The following is a 22,929-nucleotide window of genomic DNA, read 5'->3' as shown; positions in this document are numbered from 1 at the left end:
CAGGTGGAGAAGGGTGGTCAGTGCGCAAAATTATTCACTGCGACTGTGACTGCTTTTATGCGGCAGTAGAAATGCGCGACAACCCGGCGCTCAAGGATATTCCCATCGCCATTGGTGGGAGTGTCGAGCAGCGCGGGGTGGTCGCCACCTGCAACTATCCCGCTCGCGAATACGGCATTCACTCGGCGATGCCCATGGCCCAGGCGCTCAAGCGCTGCCCGCATCTAACCCTTATTCGTGGCGATATGGCCAAGTACAAGGTCGTGGCGCGCCAGGTGTTTGCAATCTATCGCGAGGTGACGGATCTGATCGAGCCGTTGTCGCTGGATGAAGCCTTTCTGGATGTCTCGAATGTCTCCCTCTACCAGGGCAGCGCCACGCGCATGGCCCAGGCGATTCGTGAGCGGGTCAGTCGGGAGGTGGGCATCACCGTATCGGCGGGTGTCGCACCCAACAAGTTTCTCGCCAAGATCGCCAGTGACTGGAACAAGCCCGACGGCCTATGCGTGATTACCCCCGGCGAGGTCGAGCACTTTGTGCAGGCGCTGTCGGTCAAGAAGATTCATGGGGTGGGCCCACGCACTGCCGAAAAAATGGCACGACTGGATATTCATACCTGTGCGGATTTGCGCACCCGCCCGCTGACTGAATTGGTGGAGCACTTTGGCCGCTTTGGCAAGCGCTTGCATGAGCTGAGCTTTGGCCATGACGAGCGGCCGGTTAAAACCCACCGTGAACGTAAATCGGTGAGTACCGAGCAGACCTATGCCAAGGACCTACCCACGCTTGAGACGTGCCGGAAGGAACTGCCCGCTCTCCTGGAGGATCTGGAGCGCCGCTATGCCCGCCTTGACCCCCCGCCTGGGGTGAGAGGGTTAATGGTCAAAGTGAAATTCAATGATTTTACCCAAACCACCGTAGAGCACGCTGACCCGGCGCCCAATCTTGAGCAGTTTGAAACGTTGTTGAACGTCGGCTGGGCGCGCGGCAAGCGTCCGGTACGGCTGCTGGGCGTGGGCTACCGCCTGGCAGAAGCCGCGCCTGCCGAGCAGCTCTCCCTGTTTTGAAGCCAATGTTTTAAAACCGGCGTTTTGAAGCTACCGTTTTTAAAAAACGCTTCACGGCCATTTCGTTAGCCTGTTAATACCTATGTCGATTGACGCGTTTCAATACGCACGTTAAAACAGACGTATGATAGAGGTATTGCCATTTGCACTGGCGATCACAACGGCTGCATTAGCTGCATTAAAGGCGCAAGAGTTTCCTCATGACAACAATAACCGCTTCACGACCCCGTCTGGTGTTTGCCCATGCCAATGGGTTTCCCGGGTTAAGCTACAAGAGTCTGCTGGAACCGCTGGCGCAGACGTTTGAGGTTCACCCACTGGATCGATTGGGCCATCATCCGAACTACCCGGTTAACCACAATTGGGCCAATCTGGTCGATGAGCTATTAAGCTACCTGCCGGATACCCAGGGGCCGCTGCTGGGCGTGGGGCATTCACTGGGTGGGGTCCTGATGGCCATGGCGGCCGATAAGCAGCCCGAGCGTTTTTGCGGGGTGATTATGCTCGACCCACCCCTCATGCTTGGGTGGGACGCCTGGGCGATGAAGGCGGCCAAACGCTTTGGGTTTGTTGACCGGGTAACACCTGCTGGTAAAACCCAAGGCCGGCGAAGCGTATGGCCAAGCCGTGACGTCATGGCCAAATCGTTACGACAGCGCGGGCTGTTTCGCCGCTTTACCCCCACGGCGCTTAACGACTACATTGAAGCAGGTACCCGGCTTTTAGAGGATGGCAGCGCCGAATTGACGTTTGATCCGCGTATCGAGGTGGAAATTTTCCGCCACCTGCCGGATCACCTTTCGCGCTTGCCGCGCCGGGTAGGCGTGCCGCTGGCGCTCATTGCCGGGCAGGAATCGGATTTGCTGACCCCAACGCGTATAAGACGCTTGAAACGCAAGGGTTTGGCAGTGAGCAGCGTTCCCGGAACGCACATGTTCCCTATGGAACATCCAGATGAAACGCGTGCCGCTATTCTGGCGGCCTGGCAGCGTTTAGCCAAAGCCGGGCAGCCTTCCCACTCAGCGTAAGGAGGCGTTATGTATCTTTCTGTACAGCTTAGCTACTACCCGCTGGGCAATGATGTTAAACCGCTGGTAAAAGACGTGGTCAAGCGCCTTGAAGCAACGGGGTTGGAGGTATACCCCAACCGTATGAGCACGCAGGTATTTGGTGAGTTCGATGCGGTAATGGCTGCCTTGAGCGAGGTCATGAGGTGGTCGTTTGAGACCTATGGTAAGGCGGTGTTTACGGCGAATTTTCTGGAAGGCGATCGCCGACCGCGCTAGCAGAGCCTAGGGTATCTAAAGCGTCGCTATATATAATAGCGGCGCTTTTTTGTGCCTCGCGGTTATAGCTATATTTGGTGCATGAGCTGCTCTTTTTCATGACGAAAATCGCCGTTTCGTCTCTGCTTTTACAGGGTTTAATTAACGTAAAAAGCAAATAATACTTTATTTTCTGGTAATTTAGATGTCGCGTTCAGAAGCGTTTACGTCGTTTATAAAAATAAACGGCTTGCCGATAAAGTTACATTGAAAATGACTTTCAATAAAAATTGGCAGGGAACCTGACTTCATGACAACGCTAAAACTCCAAAACCATCGGTTCAACGCCGGTAAAAGTCTTATTGCCGCGCTGGGACTCGCGATCGTTAGCGGCCAGTCGCATGCCCAGTCGTTCAGCCTGGATTTCTCAAACGAATACAACGCAAGCTCGATCCACGCCCAGGGCGACGCCTATTTTATCGACAAGGTAGAGGAGCTGACCGACGGCGATATCAGCATCACCCTGCATACCGGTGGCGCGCTGGGGTTTAACTCCGGCGATCACTTCTACGCTGTGGCGGACGGCGCTGTCGATATTGCAGATACGCTTTCAGGCACCATGAGTGGCGTAGACTCAATCTTTTTGCTCTCCTCCTTGCCGTTTCTGGTCAATGATATCGAGGATGCCCGCAAGCTTTACGATATCGCCAAACCCTATTACGAAGCAGTGTTTGAAGATAACGATCAGGTGCTGCTTTACGCCTCGCCCTGGCCGGCCAGCGGTATCTGGTCGAAAGACGCCATCGACAGCGCCGATGATCTGAAGAGCCTCAAAATACGTACTTTTGACCGCAGCGGCACCGAAACTTTTAGAAACGTCGGCGCCTCGCCGGTAAGTCTCTCTTGGGGCGATGTGGTGCCGCAATTGGCCACCGGCGGCATTAGCGCCGTGCTAACCTCCGCCGAAGCAGGCGCCAACGGTAGTTTCTGGGAGCATCAAAACCACTTCTCCGCCGTTCAGTACGCCATCCCGCTCAACATGGTGCACATGAACAAGGCTGTGTTCGATTCATTCAGCGAAGAACAGCAGCAGGCGGTGCTGGAAGCCGCTCGCCTGACCGACCAGCACAACTGGGCGGCCGTTGAAACGCGCACCGAAGAGAACTACCAGATGCTGGCAGAGAACAACGTTGAAGTAAGCGACCCGGTAGCGCAAGACCTGACCGATGCACTCTCCGAGGCCTCGGCCAGCGTGATCGAAAACTGGCTAGGGAGTACCGGCGACACCGGCGAGACGATCATAAATGAGTTTCGAGGCCAGCAATGAAGTTTTTCGAGCCCATAGAAAAAGCATCGACATTGCTCAATCGGGTGGGCGCCTTGATTGCTGTGGCGCTCATCATCTACATGTTTGGCCATATCATCCTAGAAATCGTGATGCGGCTGTTTGGCCGTTCGACCTTCATTCTGGATGAATACATCGGCTACGCCGTGGCCACCATGGCATTTCTTGGGCTTCCTTACGTGCTCGAAAAAGGCGGTTTGATTCGGGTGTCGCTGCTCATGGAGCGCATCCCTGAACCCAGGCGGTGGCCACTGGAGCTGTTTAGCAGCCTGGTTACCGCCGGCTGTTTTTTATGGCTCTCAACGTTCTGGCTGCAAAACGTTCAGCGCAGCTACCAGCGCGGTGTGGTGAGTGAGACGCTGGCCGAAACGCCTATCTGGCTTCCCGAAGGTGCCATCCTTATTGGCATGTGGCTGATTTCCTTAACGCTACTGGTGAGGTCTTTGAAGATAATCTTGCTGCGCTCGCGGTATTCATCACCCACGGCCTAGGGCCTGGCTAACAGGAAGAGATTATGGATATTTTCTGGACAGCCGTTGGCGTAGCGCTGCTGCTGGTGTTTTTCCTGTCCATGGGAACGTGGATATTTGCCTCGATGCTGGCAATCTCCATCGGCTCGCTTTGGGTTTTCGGAGACTTCAGCGCTGACCGTATCGGTTTGATTTTCTCGCGTATCTTGTATCGTGCCAGCAATAGCTGGGAGCTTTCGGCGATCCCGCTGTTTATTTTGATGGGCGAGCTGATCTTTCGCTCGAACCTTTCAGAGCGGTTGTTCAAGGGGCTGGTGCCCATTACCAGCCGTCTGCCGGGCGGCATTTTGCATACCAACGTGCTGGGCTGTACGCTGTTTGCCGCGGTAAGCGGCTCAAGTGCCGCCACCACCGCTACTATCGGCAAAATAACCACACAAGAGCTTAAGCAGCGCGGCTACGACCGGCACCTGTCGATCGGCTCACTTGCTGGCGCCGGTAGCCTGGGTCTGCTAATTCCGCCGTCGATCGTCATGATCGTGTACGGGGTTCAGGCGGAGGTGTCGATCAGCCGGCTGTTCATGGCGGGTGTGGTGCCGGGGCTTGTGATTGCTCTGCTGTACAGCGGCTATATCGGCCTACGCGCCACGCTTTCACCGGCGCTTGCGCCCAAACAGGTAGCGCACGGGCAATCGATCGGTCAGTCGATTCTGCTACTGTTGCCGATCCTCATACTGATCGCGATCGTGATCGGTTCGATCTACACCGGTATCGCTACGCCTTCAGAGGCGGCGGCAGTGGGTGTTGCGGCCACGCTGGTGCTGCTGGGCGTCGAGTGGCAGATTAATCTGGCTATGCTGACCGAGGCGTTTCGGGGAACACTGATCACCTCAATCATGGTGTGTAGCCTTTTGATCACAGCAAGCCTGCTGTCGACGGCGATGGGGTATCTGCACCTACCGCGGGAGCTTGCAACCTGGATCGCCACGCAGAACTTTAGCCCGACCATGTTGTTGCTGGCGCTGGCGGTGTTCTACATCGTACTGGGGCTTTTTCTGGACGGTATCTCGATCACCGTCATGAGCCTGCCCATTACGCTGCCGATCGTGCTGCTGGCAGGCTTTGATCCGATCTGGTTCGGCATTTTCCTGATCATCATGATCGAGCTTGGCCAGATCACCCCGCCAGTGGGCTTTAACCTTTTCGTACTGCAAAGCTTGACCGGGGAGAGCATTGGCCGCGTAGCTTGGGCGGCGCTGCCTTTCTTTTTGCTGATGTGCCTGGCGGCCATCATCATCAGCGTCTGGCCTGACCTCGTGCTTTGGCTGCCGCGCTTCATGAACGGCTGAGCCGTTAGCTACGGGTAAATACAAGAACGCCGCCCCATCGGGCGGCGTTCTTGCGTTCAGGCCGTGTTAAACCAGCGACTCCAGACACGATTCAATAATATCCAGCCCTTCGTTTAACACGTCATCTTCAATGGTGATGGGCATCAGAAACCGGATGGTATTACCGTACATGCCGCAGGAAAGCAGGATCAGGCCCTCTTCGCGGGCTTTCCTGCACAGTGCCCCGGTAAGCTCGGCGTCAGGCGTACGGGTATTTTTGTCGGACACTAGCTCAAAAGCGGCCATGGCGCCCATATGGCGCACGTTATCCACACAGGCGTAGCGGGCCTGCCACTGGTTAAAGCGCTTGGTCAGCTTTTCCCCCAGCGCACGGCTTCTTTCCAGAATGTTCTCTTCCTCGAAAACGTCCATCACGGCCAGTGCTGCTGCACAAGCGGTAGGGCTACCGGTGTAAGTGCCGCCCAGCGAGTTGGGACCGGAGGCGTCCATGAGGTGATCAGTACCCACCACCGCTGAAATCGGCATGCCATCAGCCATACTCTTGGCCATGGTCATGATGTCAGGCTCAACACCGCTGTGTTCAATGGCGAACATCTTGCCGGTGCGCCCGAAGCCTGACTGCACTTCGTCGATGATCATAAGAATGCCGAGCTCATCGCAGATGGCGCGAAGCCTCTCCAGGAAAGTAGTGGGGGCCGGGTAGAAGCCTCCCTCGCCCAGCACGGGCTCGAGAATGATGGCCGCGGTGTTCGTGGGGCCAGCATCGGTTTTCAGCGCCATCATCAGACCGCGAATTGCCTCGTCTTCGCTTATTCCGTGGTAATCCACCGGGTAGGGCGCGCGAAACACGGTGCCGGGCATGGGGCCGAAATCGGTCTGGTAGGGTGCTACCTTGCCGTTCATTGCCATGGTAAAAAAGGTGCGGCCGTGATAGCCGCCATCAAAGCAGATAACGTTAGGACGGCCAGTCGCCGCACGGGCTATTTTGACTGCATTTTCAAGCGCTTCAGCACCGGAGTTGGCCAGCATTACCTTGGCATGCCCGCGTACCGGCACCAGGTGGCTGAGTCTTTCGGCTACCCGGACATAGCCTTCATAAGGCATCACCGTTTGGCAGGTATGCATCACCTTGTCGAGCTGGGCTTTTACCGCTGCAACCACTTTAGGGTGACGGTGGCCGATATTGAGAACGCCAATGCCACCGGCAAAATCGATAAACCGGTTGCCGTCAGCGTCCCATATTTCGGCGTTTTCGGCATGATCGGCAAACGCGGTCGCGGGGCTTGCGGCACCATTGGCCACGTACTTGCGCTTTAGTTCGTTCAGTTCAGCATTGCTCATGACTCAACTCCTCTAACGAGTCGTTTTAACATAGCGGACGCTGGCGTAACTCACTAGGCAATCATGGCACCGTTTCCGCCAGCTTCCTTGACCCGGTACATGGCATCGTCAGCCTGCTCTAAAAGGCAACGGTTGGTTGTTTCAACGTAGCATGCAATCCCGGCGGAAACAGTAACCACTAGCTGCTGGCTGGTAAAACGCGTGGTAGCTATTGCGTCACACACCCGCTCCATGGCTCGCTTTGCTGCACGGGTATCGACCTCGGGCATGATCACCAGAAACTCTTCGCCCCCCAAACGCGCCTGAATATCCGTATTGCGCAGGGTCTTACCCACCACTGCCGTGACCTCTCTAAGAACGCTGTCGCCCGTGCCATGACCGTAAGTATCATTGATGGCTTTGAAGCTATCTAGATCAAAGATGGCGATGCTCAAGGTATTGCCATACCGTTTACAGCGCTGAAGCTCTTCTTCCATACGCAAAAGGCCCGCCCGGCGATTGAACAAACCGGTTAGCTCGTCATGATGAGCAAGGTAGTCAAGACGTTCATTGGTCTGTTTCAAGCGCTCTTCCAGCTGTTTTCGTTCGGTGATATCGACAATAAACGTTACCATGCGCGGTCGCCCGTCATCGCCCTCAATACGCACAACTTCAGCAAGGATGGTGCGCTTTTCACCTTGCTTGTCGTGTACCTCCCACTCCTGGCGAAGCTCCTGGTCGCAGTCGCCCTGAATGAACTCCTCGTGAAAGGCCGCCAGCTTGTCGCGGTTGGCGGGTGGCACCAGCAGGGTGAAATGCTTGCCCAGCAGCTCCTCTTCACAATACCCGTAAAAGTTGCAGTAAGCGGCGTTTACCATTTCAAAATGGCCGTCAGGGTCGGTTATGCAGATACCTAATGGGGCGGTCTTGATAATATTCTCGGTGTTACGCTTTGAACGTGTGAACAGTTGGTAGACCTGTTCGAGGCCCTTATCAAGCATGAGGGCCTCCTTGGCTTGGCGTTAAATGAGTTTCATCACGTAGGGCGGCAAGCCGTGGCGTCAGGTCTTCTCCCAGCGAGTTAACCTTAGGTTTGGCGTAGTAAAATCCCTGTTGGCGCACAATCCCCGCTTGAGCCAGCCAAAGTGCCTCGGCATGGGTTTCCACGCCTTCAGCAATCAATTGTGTATCCAACTGCTGGGCCAGTGAGACAAGCGCTTTTAGAAGGGCCTGACGGCGCAGGTCATGAGCGCAGTTCATGACCAGTTCGCGATCAATCTTAAGTTTGTCCGGGGTGAGGTCGGTTAACAGGTCAAGGTTGGCGTAGCCGTTGCCAAAATCATCTAGCGCGGTCTTAAATCCCATCGATCGATAGACGTCGATGATACTGCGCAGATGCTGACGGTCTGTAACACGTTCAGTTTCGGTGATTTCAAAAATAAGCCGTTCAATCGGCCAGCCCACCTGGCGTGAAATAGCCAACGTGGCCTGAATACAGGCTTCAGGTTCGTAAACTGCGTTGGGTAGGAAATTAATCGAAAGGTCTGTTTGCATGCCAAGCTGGCTTGCCATTTCGATGGCTTTCACACGGCAAGCCTGATCAAATCGGTAGAGCAGATCGTTCGTTACCTGTGACAGAACGCTCAAGGCAGATTCGCCTTTCGGGCCGCGAACCAAGGCTTCATAAGCTTCTACCCTGGCAGTGGAGAGGTTGACGATAGGCTGAAATGCCATGGTAAAGGCAAACGGCAGCTCGTCTTCACAACGTTTGCAGTGCCCATTCACGCGTGCGCAATGACTCATAAAGCCTCCATGCTTGCTGTGTCCGACTAATCCCTTGTTGCAAACACTTATTGTTTACAAATTGACACATTAATGTAAAGCCATGGGTATTGTAGCGGATGAATGTGTATTAAAATGAAATTCTTAGCCTTTATCGATTATGTAAATATTAGGTAGCACCAAAAAGCGCCCCTAAGGGCGCTTGGAAACGGTAGGCCAGCGGGGTGCTTAAGGCACTGATCAAATAATGCCTGCCTCGCGAAGTGCTTGCTGCTGTGCTGGGCTAATGCCCATATCGTCTAATACGCGCTCGGTATGTTCACCCAGACCTGGCGGCGCGGTGGTGGCGCTTAGCGAGTGCCCGTTAATACGAATGGGGTTCGCTACCAGGTCCACCTTGCCTGCCTGAGTGTGGGGCAGAGTCTGTTTTAAGCCGCGCGCTTTGACATGCGGGTCATCAAATACACGATCAAGGGTGTTGATAGGCCCACAGGGCACACCCACGGCTTCAAGGGCTGCGAGCCAATCATCAGTGGTACGCTGAACAAGGGCGGCTTCAAGCACCGGAACCAGCAGCTCACGCTGGTTAACACGTGCCCCGTTGGTGGAGAAGCGCTCGTCAGCGGCCAAATGCCCTAACGAAAGTACTTCGCAAAAGCGTCTGAACTGCTCGTCATTACCTACCGCGACAATCATATGACCATCCGCGGTAGCAAAGGCCTGATAGGGCACAATGTTGGGGTGGGCATTGCCCAAGCGCTGAGGCACGTTGCCCGAGGTCAGATAGTTAAGCGCCTGGTTGGCCAGTACCCCTACCTGAACATCCATCAGCGCCATATCAATATGGCAACCCACCCCTGTATCACGGCATTGATAAAGCGCGGCTAGCACCGCATTAGCGGCATATAGCCCGGTGAAAATATCAGTAAATGCTACGCCGCTTTTGACCGGGCCTCCGCCCGGCTGACCGTCAGGTTTGCCGGTTAGGCTCATGATCCCGCCCATGGCCTGAATCATAAAGTCGTAACCGGCCCGGTGAGCGTAGGGGCTCTCCTGGCCAAACCCTGTAATCGAGCAGTAGACAAGCGATGGATTGTGCGTCTTGAGGCTTGCGTAATCCAGGCCGTACTTCTTCAGCCCGCCAACCTTGAAGTTCTCAAGCAGAACATCGGACTGGGCTGCTAACTGCTTGATAAGCGCTTGGCCTTCCGGCTTGGCCATGTCGATTGTCACCGAGCGTTTGCCGCGGTTGGCACACAGGTAATAAGCCGATTCCACCGTGCCTTCAAGCCAGGGAGGCCCCCAGTGGCGCGTATCGTCACCCGCAACAGGGCGCTCAACCTTGATTACATCGGCGCCCATGTCGGCGAGCATCTGGCCACACCACGGTCCTGCCAGCACCCGTGAAATATCGAGTACCTTGATGCCAGCCAGCGGTTTGGAAGGAGTGCTCATGGTGATTCCTTCTTGTAGGATAAAGCGGCTTAGAAAAACGACTGAATACCGGTCTGAGCACGGCCAAGAATCAGTGCGTGGACATCATGGGTGCCTTCGTAGGTATTCACCGACTCCAGGTTCACCATATGACGAATCACGCCGTACTCATCGGACACGCCGTTGCCGCCGTGCATATCCCGCGACATGCGTGCAATATCCAGCGCCTTGCCACAGTTGTTGCGCTTGATCAGCGAGACCATTTCCGGCGTCCAGTTGCCGCTGTCCATCAATCGGCCTACCTGCAACGCAGCCTGAAGGCCCAGGGTGATTTCCGTCTGCATGTCAGCGAGTTTTTTCTGAATCAGCTGGTTGGCGGCCAGGGGGCGGCCAAACTGCTTGCGGTCCAGCGTGTATTGGCGGGCGGCGTGCCAGCAGAATTCGGCCGTGCCCATCACGCCCCAGGCAATGCCGTAGCGGGCCTTGTTCAAACAACCAAACGGGCCTTTCAGGCCGCTCACGTTGGGCAGCAGGTTCTCTTCGGGAACAAAGGCGCCATCCAGCACGATTTCACCGGTAATCGAGGCGCGTAGCGATACCTTGCCTTCAATCTTCGGCGTGGAGAAACCTTCGGTGCCACGCTCAACAATAAAGCCCTTGATCTGGTTGTCATGGGCGGCAGATTTCGCCCAGACCACGGCGATATCGGCAATCGGGCTGTTGGTAATCCACATTTTGGCCCCGGTTAGCCGGTAGCCGCCGTCAACCTTTTCAGCACGGGTAATCATGGAGCCGGGGTCGGAGCCGTGGTCTGGCTCGGTCAAGCCAAAGCAGCCGACCATCTCGCCACTGGCAAGCTTGGGCAGATACTTCTGTTTCTGTTCTTCAGAACCGTATGTCTCGATAGGGTACATCACCAATGACGACTGCACGCTCATGGCGGAACGATAGCCGGAATCAACGCGCTCAACTTCCCGAGCGATCAGGCCGTAAGCCACGTGGTTGACGCCCGCGCCGCCGTACTCTTCAGCTACGGTAGCACCCAGAAGGCCAAGCTCGCCCATCTCAGACATGATCTCGCGATCAAAGCGCTCCTCACGGAAAGCGCTCAGTACGCGGGGCTGAAGGTTTTCCTGGCAGTAGTCGTGGGCCGCATCACGAATCTGGCGCTCTTCGTCGGTGAGCTGTTGCTCCAGCAGTAGCGGGTCATCCCAGTTGAAATGTGACATTACGAAGCTCCTAGACGGTTCTTAAGAAGAATTCTTGAGGGAAGCGTTTCGCGTAGACACACCCAGGCGCCCACGACGATCCATTGATCTACTACGTAGTTAAAAACTGTTCAAGTAAACCCAATGTATCGCCGTTATTTAAAAATATCTACATTTTTTTAAAATGCAGAATTTAACTGATGCCACGTGCTTCAAGCACCCGGGTAATAATGGGGACGGGCGTCATCAAGTGGTCGCGCATCAAGATGGCAGCCTGTTCGGCGTCTCGAGCTAGGATGACCTCTACCAGTGCGGCATGCTCTTGCCGCTTTTGCTCAAGGGCTGTTGAGGACATAACGGTTTCCTGCAGCCACAGGTGGCGGTAGCGCTCCACTTGGTCAAATAAGGTGTTACGCATTTGCAGCAGGTGAGGAGAGTTGCAGCCGCTGGCAATGGCAGTATGAAACGCCTTATGGCGAAAATCCCAGCCGTCGAGCAGCTCATCGGGCGAGCTGATATCAGTCACTTTAGCAAGCCGGTGTGCGGTAGCGACTACAGAGGCTTCCCAGTCGTCGTCGCCTCGTTCGATGGCAAGTCGCAGGATAAGCCCTTCCAGCTGGGCGCGAGCGTCATGGATATCGTTAAGTTCGGCAAGTGACATGGGGGCGACCCGGTAGCCCCGTTGGCTGATCGCCACGACCAGGCGGTCGGCGACCAATTGCGAAAGGGCTTCACGCAGTGGACCGGTGCTCACCCCGTAGCGTTCCTTTAAGAGGCTCATGAGAAGCTTCTCTTTAGGCACGTAGCGGCCACGGATAATATCGTGCTTGAGCGTGCGATAAGCGTTTATCGCTAGGTTCTGACGCGGCGCATCTGTTTCCATGGCAATCTTCATGTCAATTTCCATAATAATTTCCAGAACAACGCGGCTCCCTGGTGCGATGGTGGCAAACAAGCGAAGATAAAAGAATAACGGCTATTATCAATAAATTTTAACAATTTGGCACAGGAGGCGTGATTGATGTGGGATTTCATCATTATTGGCGGCGGTATTTTGGGCATGTCGACCGCCATGCAACTACAGCAGACCTATCCTGATAAACGCCTGTTAGTACTTGAAAAAGAAAGTGGCCCGGCCCAGCACCAAACCGGCCATAACAGTGGGGTTATTCATGCAGGGGTGTATTACACGCCGGGCAGCCTGAAAGCCAAATTCTGCCTTGAAGGCAATCGCGCCACCCGTGAGTTCTGCGACCAGCACGGGGTTGATTACAACATCTGTGGCAAGCTTTTGGTGGCTACCAACGCCCTTGAAACTGAGCGTATGCAGGCGCTATGGGAGCGTACAGCCGCCAATGGGCTTGAGCGCGAGTGGTTAAGCGCTGAGGCGCTCAAAGAGCGGGAACCCAACATCCGTGGAGAAGCGGGTATCTTTGTGCCTTCAAGCGGTATCGTCAACTATGCCGAAGTCACCCGCGCCATGGCGGCGGAGTTTGAGCGCTTAGGTGGCAAAATCCAGTATGGTGTTGAGGTGAAGGCGCTAGAAGAGCGGCGAACCGAGGTCGTGGTGAGCACCTCTAATGACACCTTTTCCGGCCGTTACCTGGTGGCCTGTGCCGGGTTAATGGCAGATCGGGTGATTCGTATGCTGGGTCAGGACCCCGGCTTTACCATCTGCCCGTTTCGAGGCGAATACTACCTGTTGCCCGAGAAGCATAACCACATCGTTAATCATCTGATTTATCCCATTCCTGACCCGGCCATGCCCTTTCTAGGCGTGCACCTGACCCGCATGATCGACGGTAGCGTAACGGTGGGCCCCAATGCGGTGCTGGCGCTTAAGCGCGAAGGTTACCGCAAACAGGACATGTCACTGCGTGATATGAGTCAGATGTTTACCCACCCCGGTATTTTAAAAGTGCTGGGCAAACACCTGAAGCCGGGGCTTGGCGAAATGAAGAATTCGCTTTACAAGCGTGGCTACCTGGAACTTGTACGTAAGTACTGCCCGCAATTAAACATTGAGGATCTCAAGCCTTACCCGGCAGGCGTTCGTGCGCAGGCAGTCTCTAAAGCGGGCAAGCTAGTCGATGACTTTCTGTTCGTGAATACACGACGGACGGTGAACGTAGGCAATGCACCTTCACCGGCGGCCACCTCGGCGCTGCCCATTGGTGCGCATATTACTAAGCAGGTCGTGGCACTATTGTCCCATTAACATCAGCGTATAAGCCGTGCTAACTTCACTCTACCGCCTCTGATGGAACAGAGACGGCGGCTTTACACCTCCCTAATTGTCAACTCTACCTATAAGTCCAACAGGACGGAGGCAATGCGCATGAAAACACTAAAATATGCAGCCGCAGCATCCATGCTAGCCGTAGCACTGCCCGCCAGTGCGCAACAGCTTTCTATCGCTACTGGCGGCACCGGGGGCGTTTATTACCCGATCGGCGGCGGCTTGGCCGAGATGATCAACAACCATATCGAAGGCGCCCAGGCGACCGCCGAAGTGACCGGTGCGTCGGTTGAGAACATGGGACTGATCATGCGTGGCGATGCTGACCTGGCCCTGGCGCTGGCCGATACGGTGTATCAGGCGTATACCGGTACGGGTGACTTTGAAGGCCGCCAGATTGAAAATACCCGTGCCCTGGCGTCGGTATATCCCAACGCGGTTCAGCTGGTAACGCTTGCTGAGTCGGATATTGAATCCATTGCAGATCTCGCTGGTAAACGTGTATCGGTAGGCGCACCGGGAAGTGGTACAGAGCTTAATGCCCGTGCGGTACTGGAAGCCAACGGCATCAGCTACAGCGATTTTACCCCTCAGCGACTCAACTTTAACGAAACCGCCGATGCCATCCGTGATGGTGATATCGATGCCGGTTTCTGGAGCGTTGGCCCGCCCACCAGTTCCATTCTGAACCTGGCGGCCACGCGTGATATTCGCCTGATTGGTCTTTCCGAAGAAGAAATTGCCAATGCTCAGGAAGAGGAAGCGGTTTTCGCTCCCTACGAGCTGGCGGCCGGCATGTATGACGGCATGGACGAGGCGGTTCAAACCATCGGTATTCCCAACGTTCTGGTGGTCAATGCCGATATGGATGAAGAGCTTGCCTATCAGCTGACCCAACTGCTGTTTGAAAACACCGATGAGTTGATCGCAGTACACCCGGCAGCCAATGACACCACGGTTGATTTCACCATGAAGTCAACGCCGGTGCCGCTGCACCCGGGCGCTATTCGCTATTTTGAAGAAACCGGTGTTGAGATTCCGGATCGTCTTCGCCCATAACGGGTGGCGTATGCAGCTGCTAAGCGGCTGTTTTGCAGATAGCTAATAAAGGGCATTTCGCCATGCAGCGGCAACAACAACTGATGGCGCTTTTGTTCATATGCATGCCGTTCGCCGAAGTCGGGGCTTCCCCTGCTTCGGCGTCTGCGTCTTGGCGGCTTTCGGTCACTACCGAGCAGGGCGAGACGCTGGTAGACAGGCAAGCGCCCGCCGGGTCGCGCTGGTGTATTGAATGGAAGCACTCGGTCAAGCATTTCACGGTGCTGGACTGCTATCGCAATGTAGCAGGTGTCATGCAGCTTGAACGCAGTCACCAGCCTGACTTTGCAGCAGGGCTTGGGCATGTGTTTGGCCGGGGAGAGCAGGTATCTGATGGCCAAGGGGGCTATTGGATTAATGCGATCAACGAGCCTGTCGCCAACAATCGCTATCTCCTCCGTGTCGGATCGCCGGCGGTCAATCATCAGGTGGTATGGCCTGATGGCGAGCATCCAAGCGTCAGCCTAAGTGAGCAGGCGGCCGGGCAGCGGGTGGTGATCCAACTCATAGACAATTCATAACTGGCAAACAATTCGCCACGCTGAATACGGAAAGCTTAATAAACTTGATGTAATAGAGACGCAGACAATAAGAAAACGCAGCACTACACATTAGGCCTCTAGAGCTTAAGCAACCAAATCACCGATCAGTAAAAACAAGCTAGACAACATTTTCCGAGGACTTCATGAACGAATCCAATCCACCGCCGGTATTGATGCCGGGCGGTAATGCGATTCAACCGCGCGTGGTGCTGTGGCTTATCACCATCGTGGCGGTCGGACTTTCCCTGTTCCAACTCTACTCCGCCGGCATTCAGCCGTTGGGACTGTTTTACCAGCGTGGCATTCACCTTGCGCTAATCATGCTGCTGGCATTTTTAATGTTTCCCGCCTTTGGGCCATCGCGTAAGCGCGGTGTGGTTGGCTGGGGGATCGATCTCATATTTTTTGCCGGTGCGTTGATTACCGGTGGCTATCTGGTTCTCTTTCTGGACGAGATTGTAAGCCGTGCCGGGTTCTGGAGTGATACCGATATACTGGTGGCCTGTATCGCCACGGTCACGGTACTGGAAGCTAGCCGCCGTGCGGTGGGGCTTGGCATGACGATTATCGGCGTACTGGCTATCGTGTATGCGTTTGCCGGGCCGCGCGGCGAGCTACCTTGGCTAGGCGAGTGGCTGCCCGGCATCTTGAATCACCGCGGCTATACGCTCGACCGGGTCGCCGGGCAGCTCTATCTGGGCCAGGAAGGTATCTTTGGCCTGCCGCTGGGTGTGGCGGCCACTTACATCTTTATCTTTGTGCTGTTTGGGGCGTTTTTAGAGAGCACCGGGGCGGGCAAGTTCTTTATCGATATGGCCTACGCCGCAACCGGCCGCCAACGTGGCGGCCCGGCAAAAGCCGCTGTGCTTGCCTCGGCGGGCATGGGCTCGATCTCAGGTAGCGCGATTGCCAACGTGGTCACTACCGGCGCCTTTACCATTCCCTTGATGAAAAAGCTGGGCTATCAGCCCAAGCAGGCGGGGGGTATTGAGGCGGCGGCATCAACCGGCGGGCAGATCATGCCGCCCTTGATGGGTGCAGGCGCGTTTTTGATTGCTGAATACACGAATACACCGTATCTGGATATCGTCAAAATCAGTATCTTGCCCGCCATCATGTACTTTGCAACAGTGTATCTGTTCGTGCATATCATTGCGCTCAAGCAAGGCATGCAAGGCATGCCCCGAAGCGAGCTGCCGCAAATGCGTCAGGTGATGAAAGAGGGTTGGCATTTCCTGCTACCGCTGGCGGTACTGGTGTGGCTCCTGGTGATGAACCTCTCGCCCATGCGGGTAGGTTATTACGCGGTTATCACTATGGTGGCTGTGGCCGTTATACGCTATGCGCTATGGTATTTTTTCGTGGCCCCTGGGCAGGGCCAGCCGGTGACGCTCAGCCGGACCAAGGACGTTATCTGGGCCGGATTAATCAAATTGATCGAAGGACTCGAGCTGGGCGCCCGTAATGCCGTCGCGGTCTCTATGGCCTGTGCGGTGGCGGGTATTATCGTTGGCGTTGTGGGCTTGACAGGCCTGGGGCTCAAATTCTCCTCGATGATGCTGGCGTTCTCCGGCGGTAACCTGGTGTTGGCGCTGGTCATGGTGTTATTGGCTAGCCTGATTCTGGGCATGGGACTGCCGGTCACTGCCAGCTACATTGTGTTGATCGTGCTGGTTGGTCCGGCGCTTACCTCTGAGTTTGGTGTACCGCTACTGATCGCTCACTTGGTGGTGTTCTGGTACTCCCAGGATTCTAACGTGACGCCGCCCATAGCCCTGGCGGGGTTTGCCGGGGCGGCCATCGCGGGTAGTAAGCCTATGGAAACCGGCTTCCAGGCCTGGAAATTTGCCAAAGGACTTTACCTGATTCCGCTGTTTATGGTCTTTAACCCTGAGATTATCGTGGGCGGGCCGGTGCTGGTGGTGGCATGGAACGCGGTAATTGCCATTCTGGCGTTATGCGCCTTCGCCGCGGCTTTGGAAGGGTATCTGTTTACCCGTATGGCCTGGCTGCCACGCCTGGCGATCAGTGCCGCTATCTTTGGCGTGTTCTACCCGAGCTTGCTGACCGAGGTGATCGGCGTTGTGGTAATGGTGGTGGCCATTGGCCTTAACTGGAAGACCAGTAAGCGTGAGGCGCCTGTTGCAGTGGCTTAAAGCTTGTAAATAGGCATCTGCCCATAACAGGCATATAAAAAAGCCCGGAAACCATTAGGTTTCCGGGCTTTTACATTTCTTGCTCTAGCGTGGCTTAGAAGATCGATTCCGCGGTGCCTGAGCCTTGCGAGCCGCTGGCTTCTTCCAGTTCACGGCTAATACGGCGTGGCTGATAGTCGGGCAGGTGATCGCGATGGAAGAACTCGGTAATACCGCCGCCCTGTCCATCCTGCAAGCGGCGCCCTGTATTAGGGTCTACCTGCGCGGTGACAACGGTATCGGGGCGCTCCGGCATGGCGCTGGGGGTACCTTCCAGCGCTTTGCCCATAAAGGCTGTCCAGATGGGCAGTGCCGCGTTGGCGCCGTATTCAGCAATGGTTTCGTTGCTGTCTTTGCCCACCCAGACCGTGGTAACCAGATCGCTGTTAAAACCTGCAAACCAGGCGTCACGCTGACTGTTGGTGGTACCGGTTTTACCCACGATATCTTCACGATTGAGGCTGAGCGCACCGCGGCCAGTGCCCGAGGTAATAACGTCACGCAGCATGTCGCGAAGGATATAAACGGCGGCGGCATCGGCTACGCGCTTGGCTACCGGATATTCACGGCCATTGATTTCAACGGTTTCCTGACCCTCTTCGCAGCTGGGGCAGGCAACCTGAGGCGTTGCTTCATCAATAAGCTCACTGTCATCGTTGCGGGTGACACGCTCGATAAACCAAGGAGCCACCTGGAAACCGCCGTTGGCAATAACCGAGTAGGCGTTGGTCATTTCCAGCGGTGTCAGGCTGGCGCTTCCCAGTGCCAGGGAAAGCCCGTGGGGCAGGCGGCCAGGAGTAAAGCCAAAGCCTTCCAGATAATTAATTGTATGGTCCAGCCCCATGGTCTGCAGAACGCGGATGGTGACCAGGTTACGCGAGCGGGCCAAGGCCGGGCGAAGCCGCATGGGGCCTTGGAAATCGCGGCTGGAGTTGACGGGGCGCCATAACGAGTTGCTGCCATCATCAAGTACGACCGGCGCGTCGTTGACCACGCTTGCCGCGTTCATTTCACCATCCTGAAGTGCCGCCAGATAGATAAACGGTTTGAAGATAGAACCTGCCTGACGCTGTGCCTGAATGGCACGGTTAAACTTGCTGGCATTGAAATCAAACCCACCCTGCAGGGCAAGAATGGCGCCGGTGCGCGGGTCCTGAGCCACTAGCGAGCCTTCTGCATCTGGGCGCTGGGAAAGGCGTACGGTGCCATCCTCGGCTTCGATGACCCGAATCAAATCGCCACGCACGGCAATCTGGTCGGCAGAACTTGGCTCAGCACCTCGGCTACGCGGGCTCTGATATTGGCGGGCCCAGCTCAAGCCGTCCCATCCAATGGTTTTCAGCTCTCCACCGCGAGTCAGTACTTGCATTTCACGGCCGCCGCTTTCTACCACAATGGCTGGCTGCAGCAGGCCATAGTTGGGCGTACGTTCCAGTACCTGCAACCAGTTACTGACGTCGCCCTCAATGCCCGCAATTTCTGTCTGGCTACGTTCGGCGGCTTGGCGTGCGGTCTGGCGAATCTCGGGCGATTCAGACAGCTCTTCTTCTAGCCCCTGGGTTGTCGTACGTTCCTGCGCTTCAACCAGGCTTGGTGCAATATCATGCTGCTCGGCACCGCGCCAGCCGTGACGTACATCATACTCACGCAGGCCATTGGCCAGCGCATCGCGGGCGAACGGCTGTAGTTTGCTGTCCAGCGTTGTATAGATTCGGTAGCCGCCGGTATAGGCGGTGTCGCCAAAGCGCTCAACGGCATACTGGCGCGCCATTTCGGCGACGTAAGAAGCATCGACTTCGGGCTGGATATAGTGACGGCGCGCGGTAACCGGGTCCTGTACGGCTGTCTGGTAGGCGGCGTCATCGATATAGCCGAGTTCGCGCATCCTGAACAGAATCCAGTTGCGTCGAATAAGGGAGCGCTCAGAATTGGCCAGTGGGTTAAACGCCGAGGGCGCCTTGGGCAGACCCGCGATCATGGCCGTTTCCGCCAGGGTAAGTTCAGACAGCGGTTTGTCGTAATAGGTATCGGCCGCGGCGGCAATGCCGTAGGCTCGATTTCCTAAGAAAATTTTGTTAACGTAAAGTTCAAAGATCTCATCCTTGCTCAGTACTTTCTCCATCTGCAGCGCGAGAAGAATTTCACGAATTTTTCGGGTGAAGGTCTGATCCAGCGTCAGCATGTAGTTACGCGCGACCTGCATGGTGATAGTCGAGCCGCCTGACTGGATAGTGCCGCCGCTCTGGGCAAGCTCGACGGCTGCTCGGGCAAGGCCGCGAGGGTCGACCCCGGCATGATCAAAATAATTGGTGTCCTCGGCGGCGATCAGGGCGTTCACCATGTCCTGAGGGATTTCATCGAAATCCACTACCACCCGGCGCTCTTCGCCAAATTCACCAATCAGTTTGCCATCGTTGGTGAAGATGCGTAGCGGCGAATGCAGCTCGAAGTTTTGCAACTGACGAACGTCGGGTAAGCCGGGAGAAAAATAGATAGCGGCACCCACCACGGCAAGCGCGGCGGCGCCGAATAACGAAACGATAAGAAAGAACAGCGACAGGATAAGGGTTCGCAAAAACGTCATGAACAGGGGGCACCCATGATAAGAAGAATAGGATCGGCGTTTAAACGGCCGTATCGCGCAATTGGCAGCCATTATAGGAAGGCGAGGCACCGGCCACCAGTGTTGATATACCGTAAATTTAACAGCGCACTACCTGAGAAAAGCGCTGTATCACTACAGGTCAGCCATCTCAGGCGGCAGGGCTAAACCCATAATGCGCTTACTCAAAGCCAGTAAAAGCTTGATCGGCGTCGATATTACCTCGTCTTCCGTCAAGCTTCTGGAGCTTAAAAAAAGCCGTAATACCTACCAGGTAGAAAACTATGCGATTCGCCCACTAAGTGATGGCGCAGTGGTCGAAGGGCGCATTCAAAACATTAACGAAGTTGCAGATGCCTTGAGTCAGGCGCTTGATGATGCCAGGCCAGCTACCCGTAAAGCCGCTATTGCCATCCCTGCCAGTGTAGCTATCACTAAAATGCTCACCCTTCCTGCTGCGCTGAACGAGGACGAAGTTGAAGAGCGTCTGATGGTGGAGTCAGACCACCATCTGCCTTTTGCGTTCAATGACGTAGCGTTTGATTTTCTCTCTCTGGGGCCGGTACCGACGTCACCGCATTTACAGCAAGTCCTGCTTGTGGCCTGTCGTCACCAGGATATCCAGCGCTGGGTTGAGGCGCTGGAGCAAGCGGGTCTTGAGGTGGTGGCCATCGATATGGAAACCTTTGCAATAGAGCGTGCATTTTCCGCGATGAGCACTTATTTGCCCTTGAGCCAAGGTTCACCCGCTTGCGTGGGGTTGTTGGATATAGGTGCTGCCGTCAGTTCATTTCACGTTGTCCAAGAAACGCGCATTGTTTATACCCATGATAGCCCGATAGGCGGCGAGCATTTAACCCAGGCCATTCAGTCGCATTATGCGCTTGATAAGGCAGACGCCGAGCAGGCTAAAAAGCGCAGTGGGCTTCCCGATGATTTTCAACACGCGTTGCTCACGCCTTTTCTGGAAGCGCTGGGTCAGCAGGTGGCCCGTGCGTTACAGCTCTACTATACCCAAGGCTGGTCAGTTGAAGTGACGCATCTGGTGCTGGTGGGCGGTTCAAGTAGCTTGCCGGGCTTGGCTGCCCATATCGCGACTACCTGCGGTATACCGGTGGCGTTGGGTAATCCGCTTCAGCCCATGCAGCTAAATAAGCGCCTCGATGGGCAGGCATTGGCTGAGGCTTTACCGGCGCTGCTTAATGTCTGCGGGCTAGCCCTGCGGGTGGATTTATGAGCCGTAATATCAACCTATTGGCCTGGCGAGAGGTACGACGCATAAAGCGTACGCGCATGTTTTATGGTGCCATGCTGCTTTCAGGTGCGTTGGGGACCGGGCTTGGCGGTGCGGTGGCTTACGGTTATCAGCAAACGCTTGCGGCACAGCAGCAGCGCAATGCCCACATAGTGGCGCACATAGCGCACTTTGATGATGAAATTGCCCAGGCCGAGCACTATCACGGAGAGGTGGCGGATCTTGACCAGCAGCTAGCGCGCTTCAAGCGCCTGCTTGAGACGCGAACGGATACCTTGCGCCTGTTTAATGACCTGGCTGCAAGCCTTGAAGACGGCGTGACCTACCGGCATCTTGAGCGCCGTCATGGCCAGATAAATGTAACAGCGGTAGCCCCGAATGAACGTCAAATGTCTGAGCAACTGCGCCGTCTGGCTGAACAGCCGGGGTTGAATGCACCGGTACTTGCTGGGGTGACCAGCGAGCCCGAAGGTCAGCGCATTTTCACGTTAGAAATAGCGCAGGCCCGGCCGTCTTCCTTATTAGCCGATAAGGAGGCGCCGCCATGAAGCGTTATGTCCAGCTGTGGCGAGAGGAGTGGCAACGTCTGCGCATGCTTGACTGGCAAGCATTGGACCTTCAAGAAGCAGGCGCCTGGCCTTGGGCGGTGAAAGTGCTTAGCGGCGTACTGGTGTTTTTAGTCGCGTTAACGCTCACTGGCTGGTGGTGGGTAAGCGATTATCGCTCAGCCTTGGCTGCCGCCCAGCGCCAGGAAGTACGCTTATTAAACGACTATCGAGGGAGCGTTCACGCGGCCGGGTTGCTTGCCCATACACGTACCCAGCTGGCAGAGCTGGAGGCGCAGAGGGTTCAGGTACGCGCTACATTAACGCCCCACGATGATACTCCCGCCTTGTTGGATAGCATTATCAATGCCGCCGATGATAACCAGCTTGTCATCGAAACCATCCAGCTGCAGCCCGTTATTGCGCGTTCAGCCTATACCGAGTATCCGCTGGATATTCGGGTACAGGGTGGCTATCACCAGCTGGCGCAGTTTATTAGTGACATAAGTACGTTGCCACGGCTTATCACTCAGCATGCTTTCACGCTTGCTCCTGTTGATCCGCAAAGCGATATGCTGGCAATGACGCTGGTAGCAAAAGCCTATGGCGAAACGGATCAGACGCATGACGATGAGTATCAAGAGGGGCCCCCATGAAGTGGCTGATCAGCATGCTGGGCATGCTTTGGCTTGCAGGGTGTGGCAACCCGGAGCTAGAGCGCTTGGACGCTACGTTGGCCGAGTTGCGCCACTCATCTCAAACGCGTGTAGCTGACGCTTCTGCACGTGATGCGACCGAACCATTTTTTACCACGTCTTCAATGACCTATGACTACGCGGCAAGCCGCAGCCCCTTTCAACCACCGGCTGCCATTGCCGAGCGTGGCCCTTCATTACAGGCAGATGTGCTTGCGGCACAAACGCTGCGCCCGCTGGAGCCTCTTGAGCATTTTACGCTTTCCGAGCTGCGCCTAGTGGGCACGCTTGTTATGGGGGAGCAGCGCGTGGCCCTGATCGAGACACCGGAGGGGCAGGTAACCAGCGCGCCCCTGGGGGCGTATGTGGGCAGCGATAAAGGACGTATTACCCAGATTACCCGGCAAGAAGTGCGTATTGCTGAACGCACCGCCACGCCACAAGGGTGGCAGGCACGCACAGCATCTCTTGTGCTGGACGTGCGATAACACACTATTGATTTCAACCTTACGAGAGCA

At 55.7% G+C, this 22,929-nt stretch carries 21 protein-coding genes; 14 read left to right on the top strand and 7 right to left on the bottom strand.

Annotated elements, in window-relative coordinates; genetic code table 11:
• Positions 1-20 precede the first annotated feature (20 nt).
• From dinB to ELY38_RS02185, 6 genes are all read left to right on the top strand, one after another.
• Positions 21-1,067 carry a DNA polymerase IV gene (gene dinB / locus ELY38_RS02210; protein ID WP_127059875.1) on the top strand — a complete coding sequence of 349 codons (1,047 nt, stop codon included), beginning with the start codon at positions 21-23 and terminating at the stop codon, positions 1,065-1,067.
• A 200-nt stretch (positions 1,068-1,267) separates the two neighbouring features.
• Positions 1,268-2,095 carry an alpha/beta fold hydrolase gene (locus tag ELY38_RS02205; protein WP_127059874.1) on the top strand — a complete coding sequence of 276 codons (828 nt, stop codon included), beginning with the start codon at positions 1,268-1,270 and terminating at the stop codon, positions 2,093-2,095.
• 9 nt (positions 2,096-2,104) lie between these two features.
• On the top strand, positions 2,105-2,353 hold the full coding sequence (locus ELY38_RS02200) for a thiamine-binding protein (protein WP_127059873.1): 249 nt from the start codon (positions 2,105-2,107) through the stop codon (positions 2,351-2,353).
• Positions 2,354-2,642: 289 nt separating this feature from the next.
• Complete coding sequence (locus tag ELY38_RS02195) at positions 2,643-3,659, top strand: TRAP transporter substrate-binding protein (protein ID WP_127059872.1); 1,017 nt, start codon at positions 2,643-2,645, stop codon at positions 3,657-3,659.
• On the top strand, positions 3,656-4,168 hold the full coding sequence (locus ELY38_RS02190) for a TRAP transporter small permease (RefSeq protein WP_127059871.1): 513 nt from the start codon (positions 3,656-3,658) through the stop codon (positions 4,166-4,168). The genes ELY38_RS02195 and ELY38_RS02190 overlap by 4 nt, the downstream gene beginning before the upstream one ends.
• A 23-nt stretch (positions 4,169-4,191) precedes the next feature.
• Entirely contained in the window at positions 4,192-5,496 is a 1,305-nt protein-coding gene (locus ELY38_RS02185) for a TRAP transporter large permease (RefSeq protein WP_127059870.1), read from the top strand.
• Positions 5,497-5,562: 66 nt separating this feature from the next.
• On the opposite strand, the gene gabT is transcribed toward ELY38_RS02185, so the two are convergent.
• The 6 genes from gabT to csiR all read right to left on the bottom strand — a co-directional run bounded on the left by gabT (position 5,563) and on the right by csiR (position 12,123).
• Entirely contained in the window at positions 5,563-6,837 is a 1,275-nt protein-coding gene (gene gabT, locus ELY38_RS02180; protein WP_127059869.1) for a 4-aminobutyrate--2-oxoglutarate transaminase, read from the bottom strand.
• A 53-nt stretch (positions 6,838-6,890) separates the two neighbouring features.
• Positions 6,891-7,817, bottom strand: a complete 927-nt coding sequence (locus ELY38_RS02175; protein WP_127059868.1) for a sensor domain-containing diguanylate cyclase — start codon at positions 7,815-7,817, stop codon at positions 6,891-6,893.
• Positions 7,810-8,619 carry an EAL domain-containing protein gene (locus tag ELY38_RS02170; protein ID WP_127059867.1) on the bottom strand — a complete coding sequence of 270 codons (810 nt, stop codon included), beginning with the start codon at positions 8,617-8,619 and terminating at the stop codon, positions 7,810-7,812. Before ELY38_RS02170 ends, ELY38_RS02175 begins: the two co-directional genes overlap by 8 nt.
• Before the next feature lie 219 nt (positions 8,620-8,838).
• A complete protein-coding gene (locus tag ELY38_RS02165; protein WP_127059866.1) occupies positions 8,839-10,053 on the bottom strand; it encodes a CaiB/BaiF CoA transferase family protein in 1,215 nt (404 codons plus the stop codon).
• A 29-nt stretch (positions 10,054-10,082) separates the two neighbouring features.
• Entirely contained in the window at positions 10,083-11,261 is a 1,179-nt protein-coding gene (locus ELY38_RS02160) for an acyl-CoA dehydrogenase (protein ID WP_127059865.1), read from the bottom strand.
• 172 nt (positions 11,262-11,433) lie between these two features.
• Entirely contained in the window at positions 11,434-12,123 is a 690-nt protein-coding gene (gene csiR, locus ELY38_RS02155; RefSeq protein ID WP_127060140.1) for a DNA-binding transcriptional regulator CsiR, read from the bottom strand.
• A gap of 138 nt (positions 12,124-12,261) precedes the next feature.
• Here csiR and lhgO point away from each other — a divergent pair, with 138 nt between their 5' ends.
• The 4 genes from lhgO (at position 12,262) to ELY38_RS02135 (ending at position 17,275) form a co-directional block, all read left to right on the top strand.
• Positions 12,262-13,458 carry an L-2-hydroxyglutarate oxidase gene (gene lhgO, locus ELY38_RS02150; protein ID WP_127059864.1) on the top strand — a complete coding sequence of 399 codons (1,197 nt, stop codon included), beginning with the start codon at positions 12,262-12,264 and terminating at the stop codon, positions 13,456-13,458.
• A 120-nt stretch (positions 13,459-13,578) separates the two neighbouring features.
• Positions 13,579-14,538, top strand: a complete 960-nt coding sequence (locus tag ELY38_RS02145; RefSeq protein WP_127059863.1) for a TAXI family TRAP transporter solute-binding subunit — start codon at positions 13,579-13,581, stop codon at positions 14,536-14,538.
• A gap of 62 nt (positions 14,539-14,600) precedes the next feature.
• Positions 14,601-15,098: a DUF1850 domain-containing protein gene (locus ELY38_RS02140; protein WP_127059862.1), complete on the top strand. Its 498-nt coding sequence runs from the start codon at positions 14,601-14,603 to the stop codon at positions 15,096-15,098.
• A gap of 164 nt (positions 15,099-15,262) precedes the next feature.
• The gene (locus tag ELY38_RS02135) at positions 15,263-17,275 is read left to right on the top strand and encodes a TRAP transporter permease (protein ID WP_127059861.1); all 2,013 of its coding nucleotides are present in this window, start codon (positions 15,263-15,265) and stop codon (positions 17,273-17,275) included.
• Positions 17,276-17,369: 94 nt separating this feature from the next.
• On the opposite strand, the gene ELY38_RS02130 is transcribed toward ELY38_RS02135, so the two are convergent.
• A complete protein-coding gene (locus tag ELY38_RS02130) occupies positions 17,370-19,898 on the bottom strand; it encodes a penicillin-binding protein 1A (protein WP_127059860.1) in 2,529 nt (842 codons plus the stop codon).
• Positions 19,899-20,091: 193 nt separating this feature from the next.
• Between ELY38_RS02130 and pilM the strand changes: the two genes are divergently transcribed.
• From pilM to ELY38_RS02110, 4 genes are read left to right on the top strand one after another with little or no spacing between them, the layout of a single operon-like run.
• The gene (pilM, locus tag ELY38_RS02125; RefSeq protein ID WP_127059859.1) at positions 20,092-21,153 is read left to right on the top strand and encodes a type IV pilus assembly protein PilM; all 1,062 of its coding nucleotides are present in this window, start codon (positions 20,092-20,094) and stop codon (positions 21,151-21,153) included.
• The gene (locus tag ELY38_RS02120) at positions 21,150-21,719 is read left to right on the top strand and encodes a PilN domain-containing protein (RefSeq protein ID WP_127059858.1); all 570 of its coding nucleotides are present in this window, start codon (positions 21,150-21,152) and stop codon (positions 21,717-21,719) included. The genes pilM and ELY38_RS02120 overlap by 4 nt, the downstream gene beginning before the upstream one ends.
• Positions 21,716-22,372 (top strand): type IV pilus inner membrane component PilO, encoded by a 657-nt coding sequence (locus ELY38_RS02115; RefSeq protein WP_127059857.1) that lies wholly within the window; start codon positions 21,716-21,718, stop codon positions 22,370-22,372. Before ELY38_RS02120 ends, ELY38_RS02115 begins: the two co-directional genes overlap by 4 nt.
• Positions 22,369-22,899 (top strand): pilus assembly protein PilP, encoded by a 531-nt coding sequence (locus ELY38_RS02110; protein ID WP_127059856.1) that lies wholly within the window; start codon positions 22,369-22,371, stop codon positions 22,897-22,899. The genes ELY38_RS02115 and ELY38_RS02110 overlap by 4 nt, the downstream gene beginning before the upstream one ends.
• The last annotated feature ends 30 nt before the right edge of the window (positions 22,900-22,929 follow it).

Source organism: Vreelandella nanhaiensis (assembly GCF_003990185.1).
Lineage (GTDB): Bacteria > Pseudomonadota > Gammaproteobacteria > Pseudomonadales > Halomonadaceae > Vreelandella > Vreelandella nanhaiensis.
Note: the sequence above shows the minus strand (reverse complement) of the source record. Positions and strands in the feature narration are given on the sequence as shown.

Excerpts from the sequence above, each read along its gene's own strand:
- ELY38_RS02205 (WP_127059874.1), top strand. The coding sequence starts at position 1,268 with ATGACAACAATAACCGCTTCACGACCCCGTCTGGTGTTTGCCCATGCC.
- ELY38_RS02200 (WP_127059873.1), top strand. The coding sequence starts at position 2,105 with ATGTATCTTTCTGTACAGCTTAGCTACTACCCGCTGGGCAATGATGTT.
- ELY38_RS02195 (WP_127059872.1), top strand. The coding sequence starts at position 2,643 with ATGACAACGCTAAAACTCCAAAACCATCGGTTCAACGCCGGTAAAAGT.
- ELY38_RS02190 (WP_127059871.1), top strand. The coding sequence starts at position 3,656 with ATGAAGTTTTTCGAGCCCATAGAAAAAGCATCGACATTGCTCAATCGG.
- ELY38_RS02185 (WP_127059870.1), top strand. The coding sequence starts at position 4,192 with ATGGATATTTTCTGGACAGCCGTTGGCGTAGCGCTGCTGCTGGTGTTT.
- gabT (WP_127059869.1), bottom strand. The coding sequence starts at position 6,837 with ATGAGCAATGCTGAACTGAACGAACTAAAGCGCAAGTACGTGGCCAAT.
- ELY38_RS02175 (WP_127059868.1), bottom strand. The coding sequence starts at position 7,817 with ATGCTTGATAAGGGCCTCGAACAGGTCTACCAACTGTTCACACGTTCA.
- ELY38_RS02170 (WP_127059867.1), bottom strand. The coding sequence starts at position 8,619 with ATGAGTCATTGCGCACGCGTGAATGGGCACTGCAAACGTTGTGAAGAC.
- ELY38_RS02165 (WP_127059866.1), bottom strand. The coding sequence starts at position 10,053 with ATGAGCACTCCTTCCAAACCGCTGGCTGGCATCAAGGTACTCGATATT.
- ELY38_RS02160 (WP_127059865.1), bottom strand. The coding sequence starts at position 11,261 with ATGTCACATTTCAACTGGGATGACCCGCTACTGCTGGAGCAACAGCTC.
- csiR (WP_127060140.1), bottom strand. The coding sequence starts at position 12,123 with ATGGAAACAGATGCGCCGCGTCAGAACCTAGCGATAAACGCTTATCGC.
- lhgO (WP_127059864.1), top strand. The coding sequence starts at position 12,262 with ATGTGGGATTTCATCATTATTGGCGGCGGTATTTTGGGCATGTCGACC.
- ELY38_RS02145 (WP_127059863.1), top strand. The coding sequence starts at position 13,579 with ATGAAAACACTAAAATATGCAGCCGCAGCATCCATGCTAGCCGTAGCA.
- ELY38_RS02140 (WP_127059862.1), top strand. The coding sequence starts at position 14,601 with ATGCAGCGGCAACAACAACTGATGGCGCTTTTGTTCATATGCATGCCG.
- ELY38_RS02135 (WP_127059861.1), top strand. The coding sequence starts at position 15,263 with ATGAACGAATCCAATCCACCGCCGGTATTGATGCCGGGCGGTAATGCG.
- ELY38_RS02130 (WP_127059860.1), bottom strand. The coding sequence starts at position 19,898 with ATGACGTTTTTGCGAACCCTTATCCTGTCGCTGTTCTTTCTTATCGTT.
- pilM (WP_127059859.1), top strand. The coding sequence starts at position 20,092 with ATGCGCTTACTCAAAGCCAGTAAAAGCTTGATCGGCGTCGATATTACC.
- ELY38_RS02120 (WP_127059858.1), top strand. The coding sequence starts at position 21,150 with ATGAGCCGTAATATCAACCTATTGGCCTGGCGAGAGGTACGACGCATA.
- ELY38_RS02115 (WP_127059857.1), top strand. The coding sequence starts at position 21,716 with ATGAAGCGTTATGTCCAGCTGTGGCGAGAGGAGTGGCAACGTCTGCGC.
- ELY38_RS02110 (WP_127059856.1), top strand. The coding sequence starts at position 22,369 with ATGAAGTGGCTGATCAGCATGCTGGGCATGCTTTGGCTTGCAGGGTGT.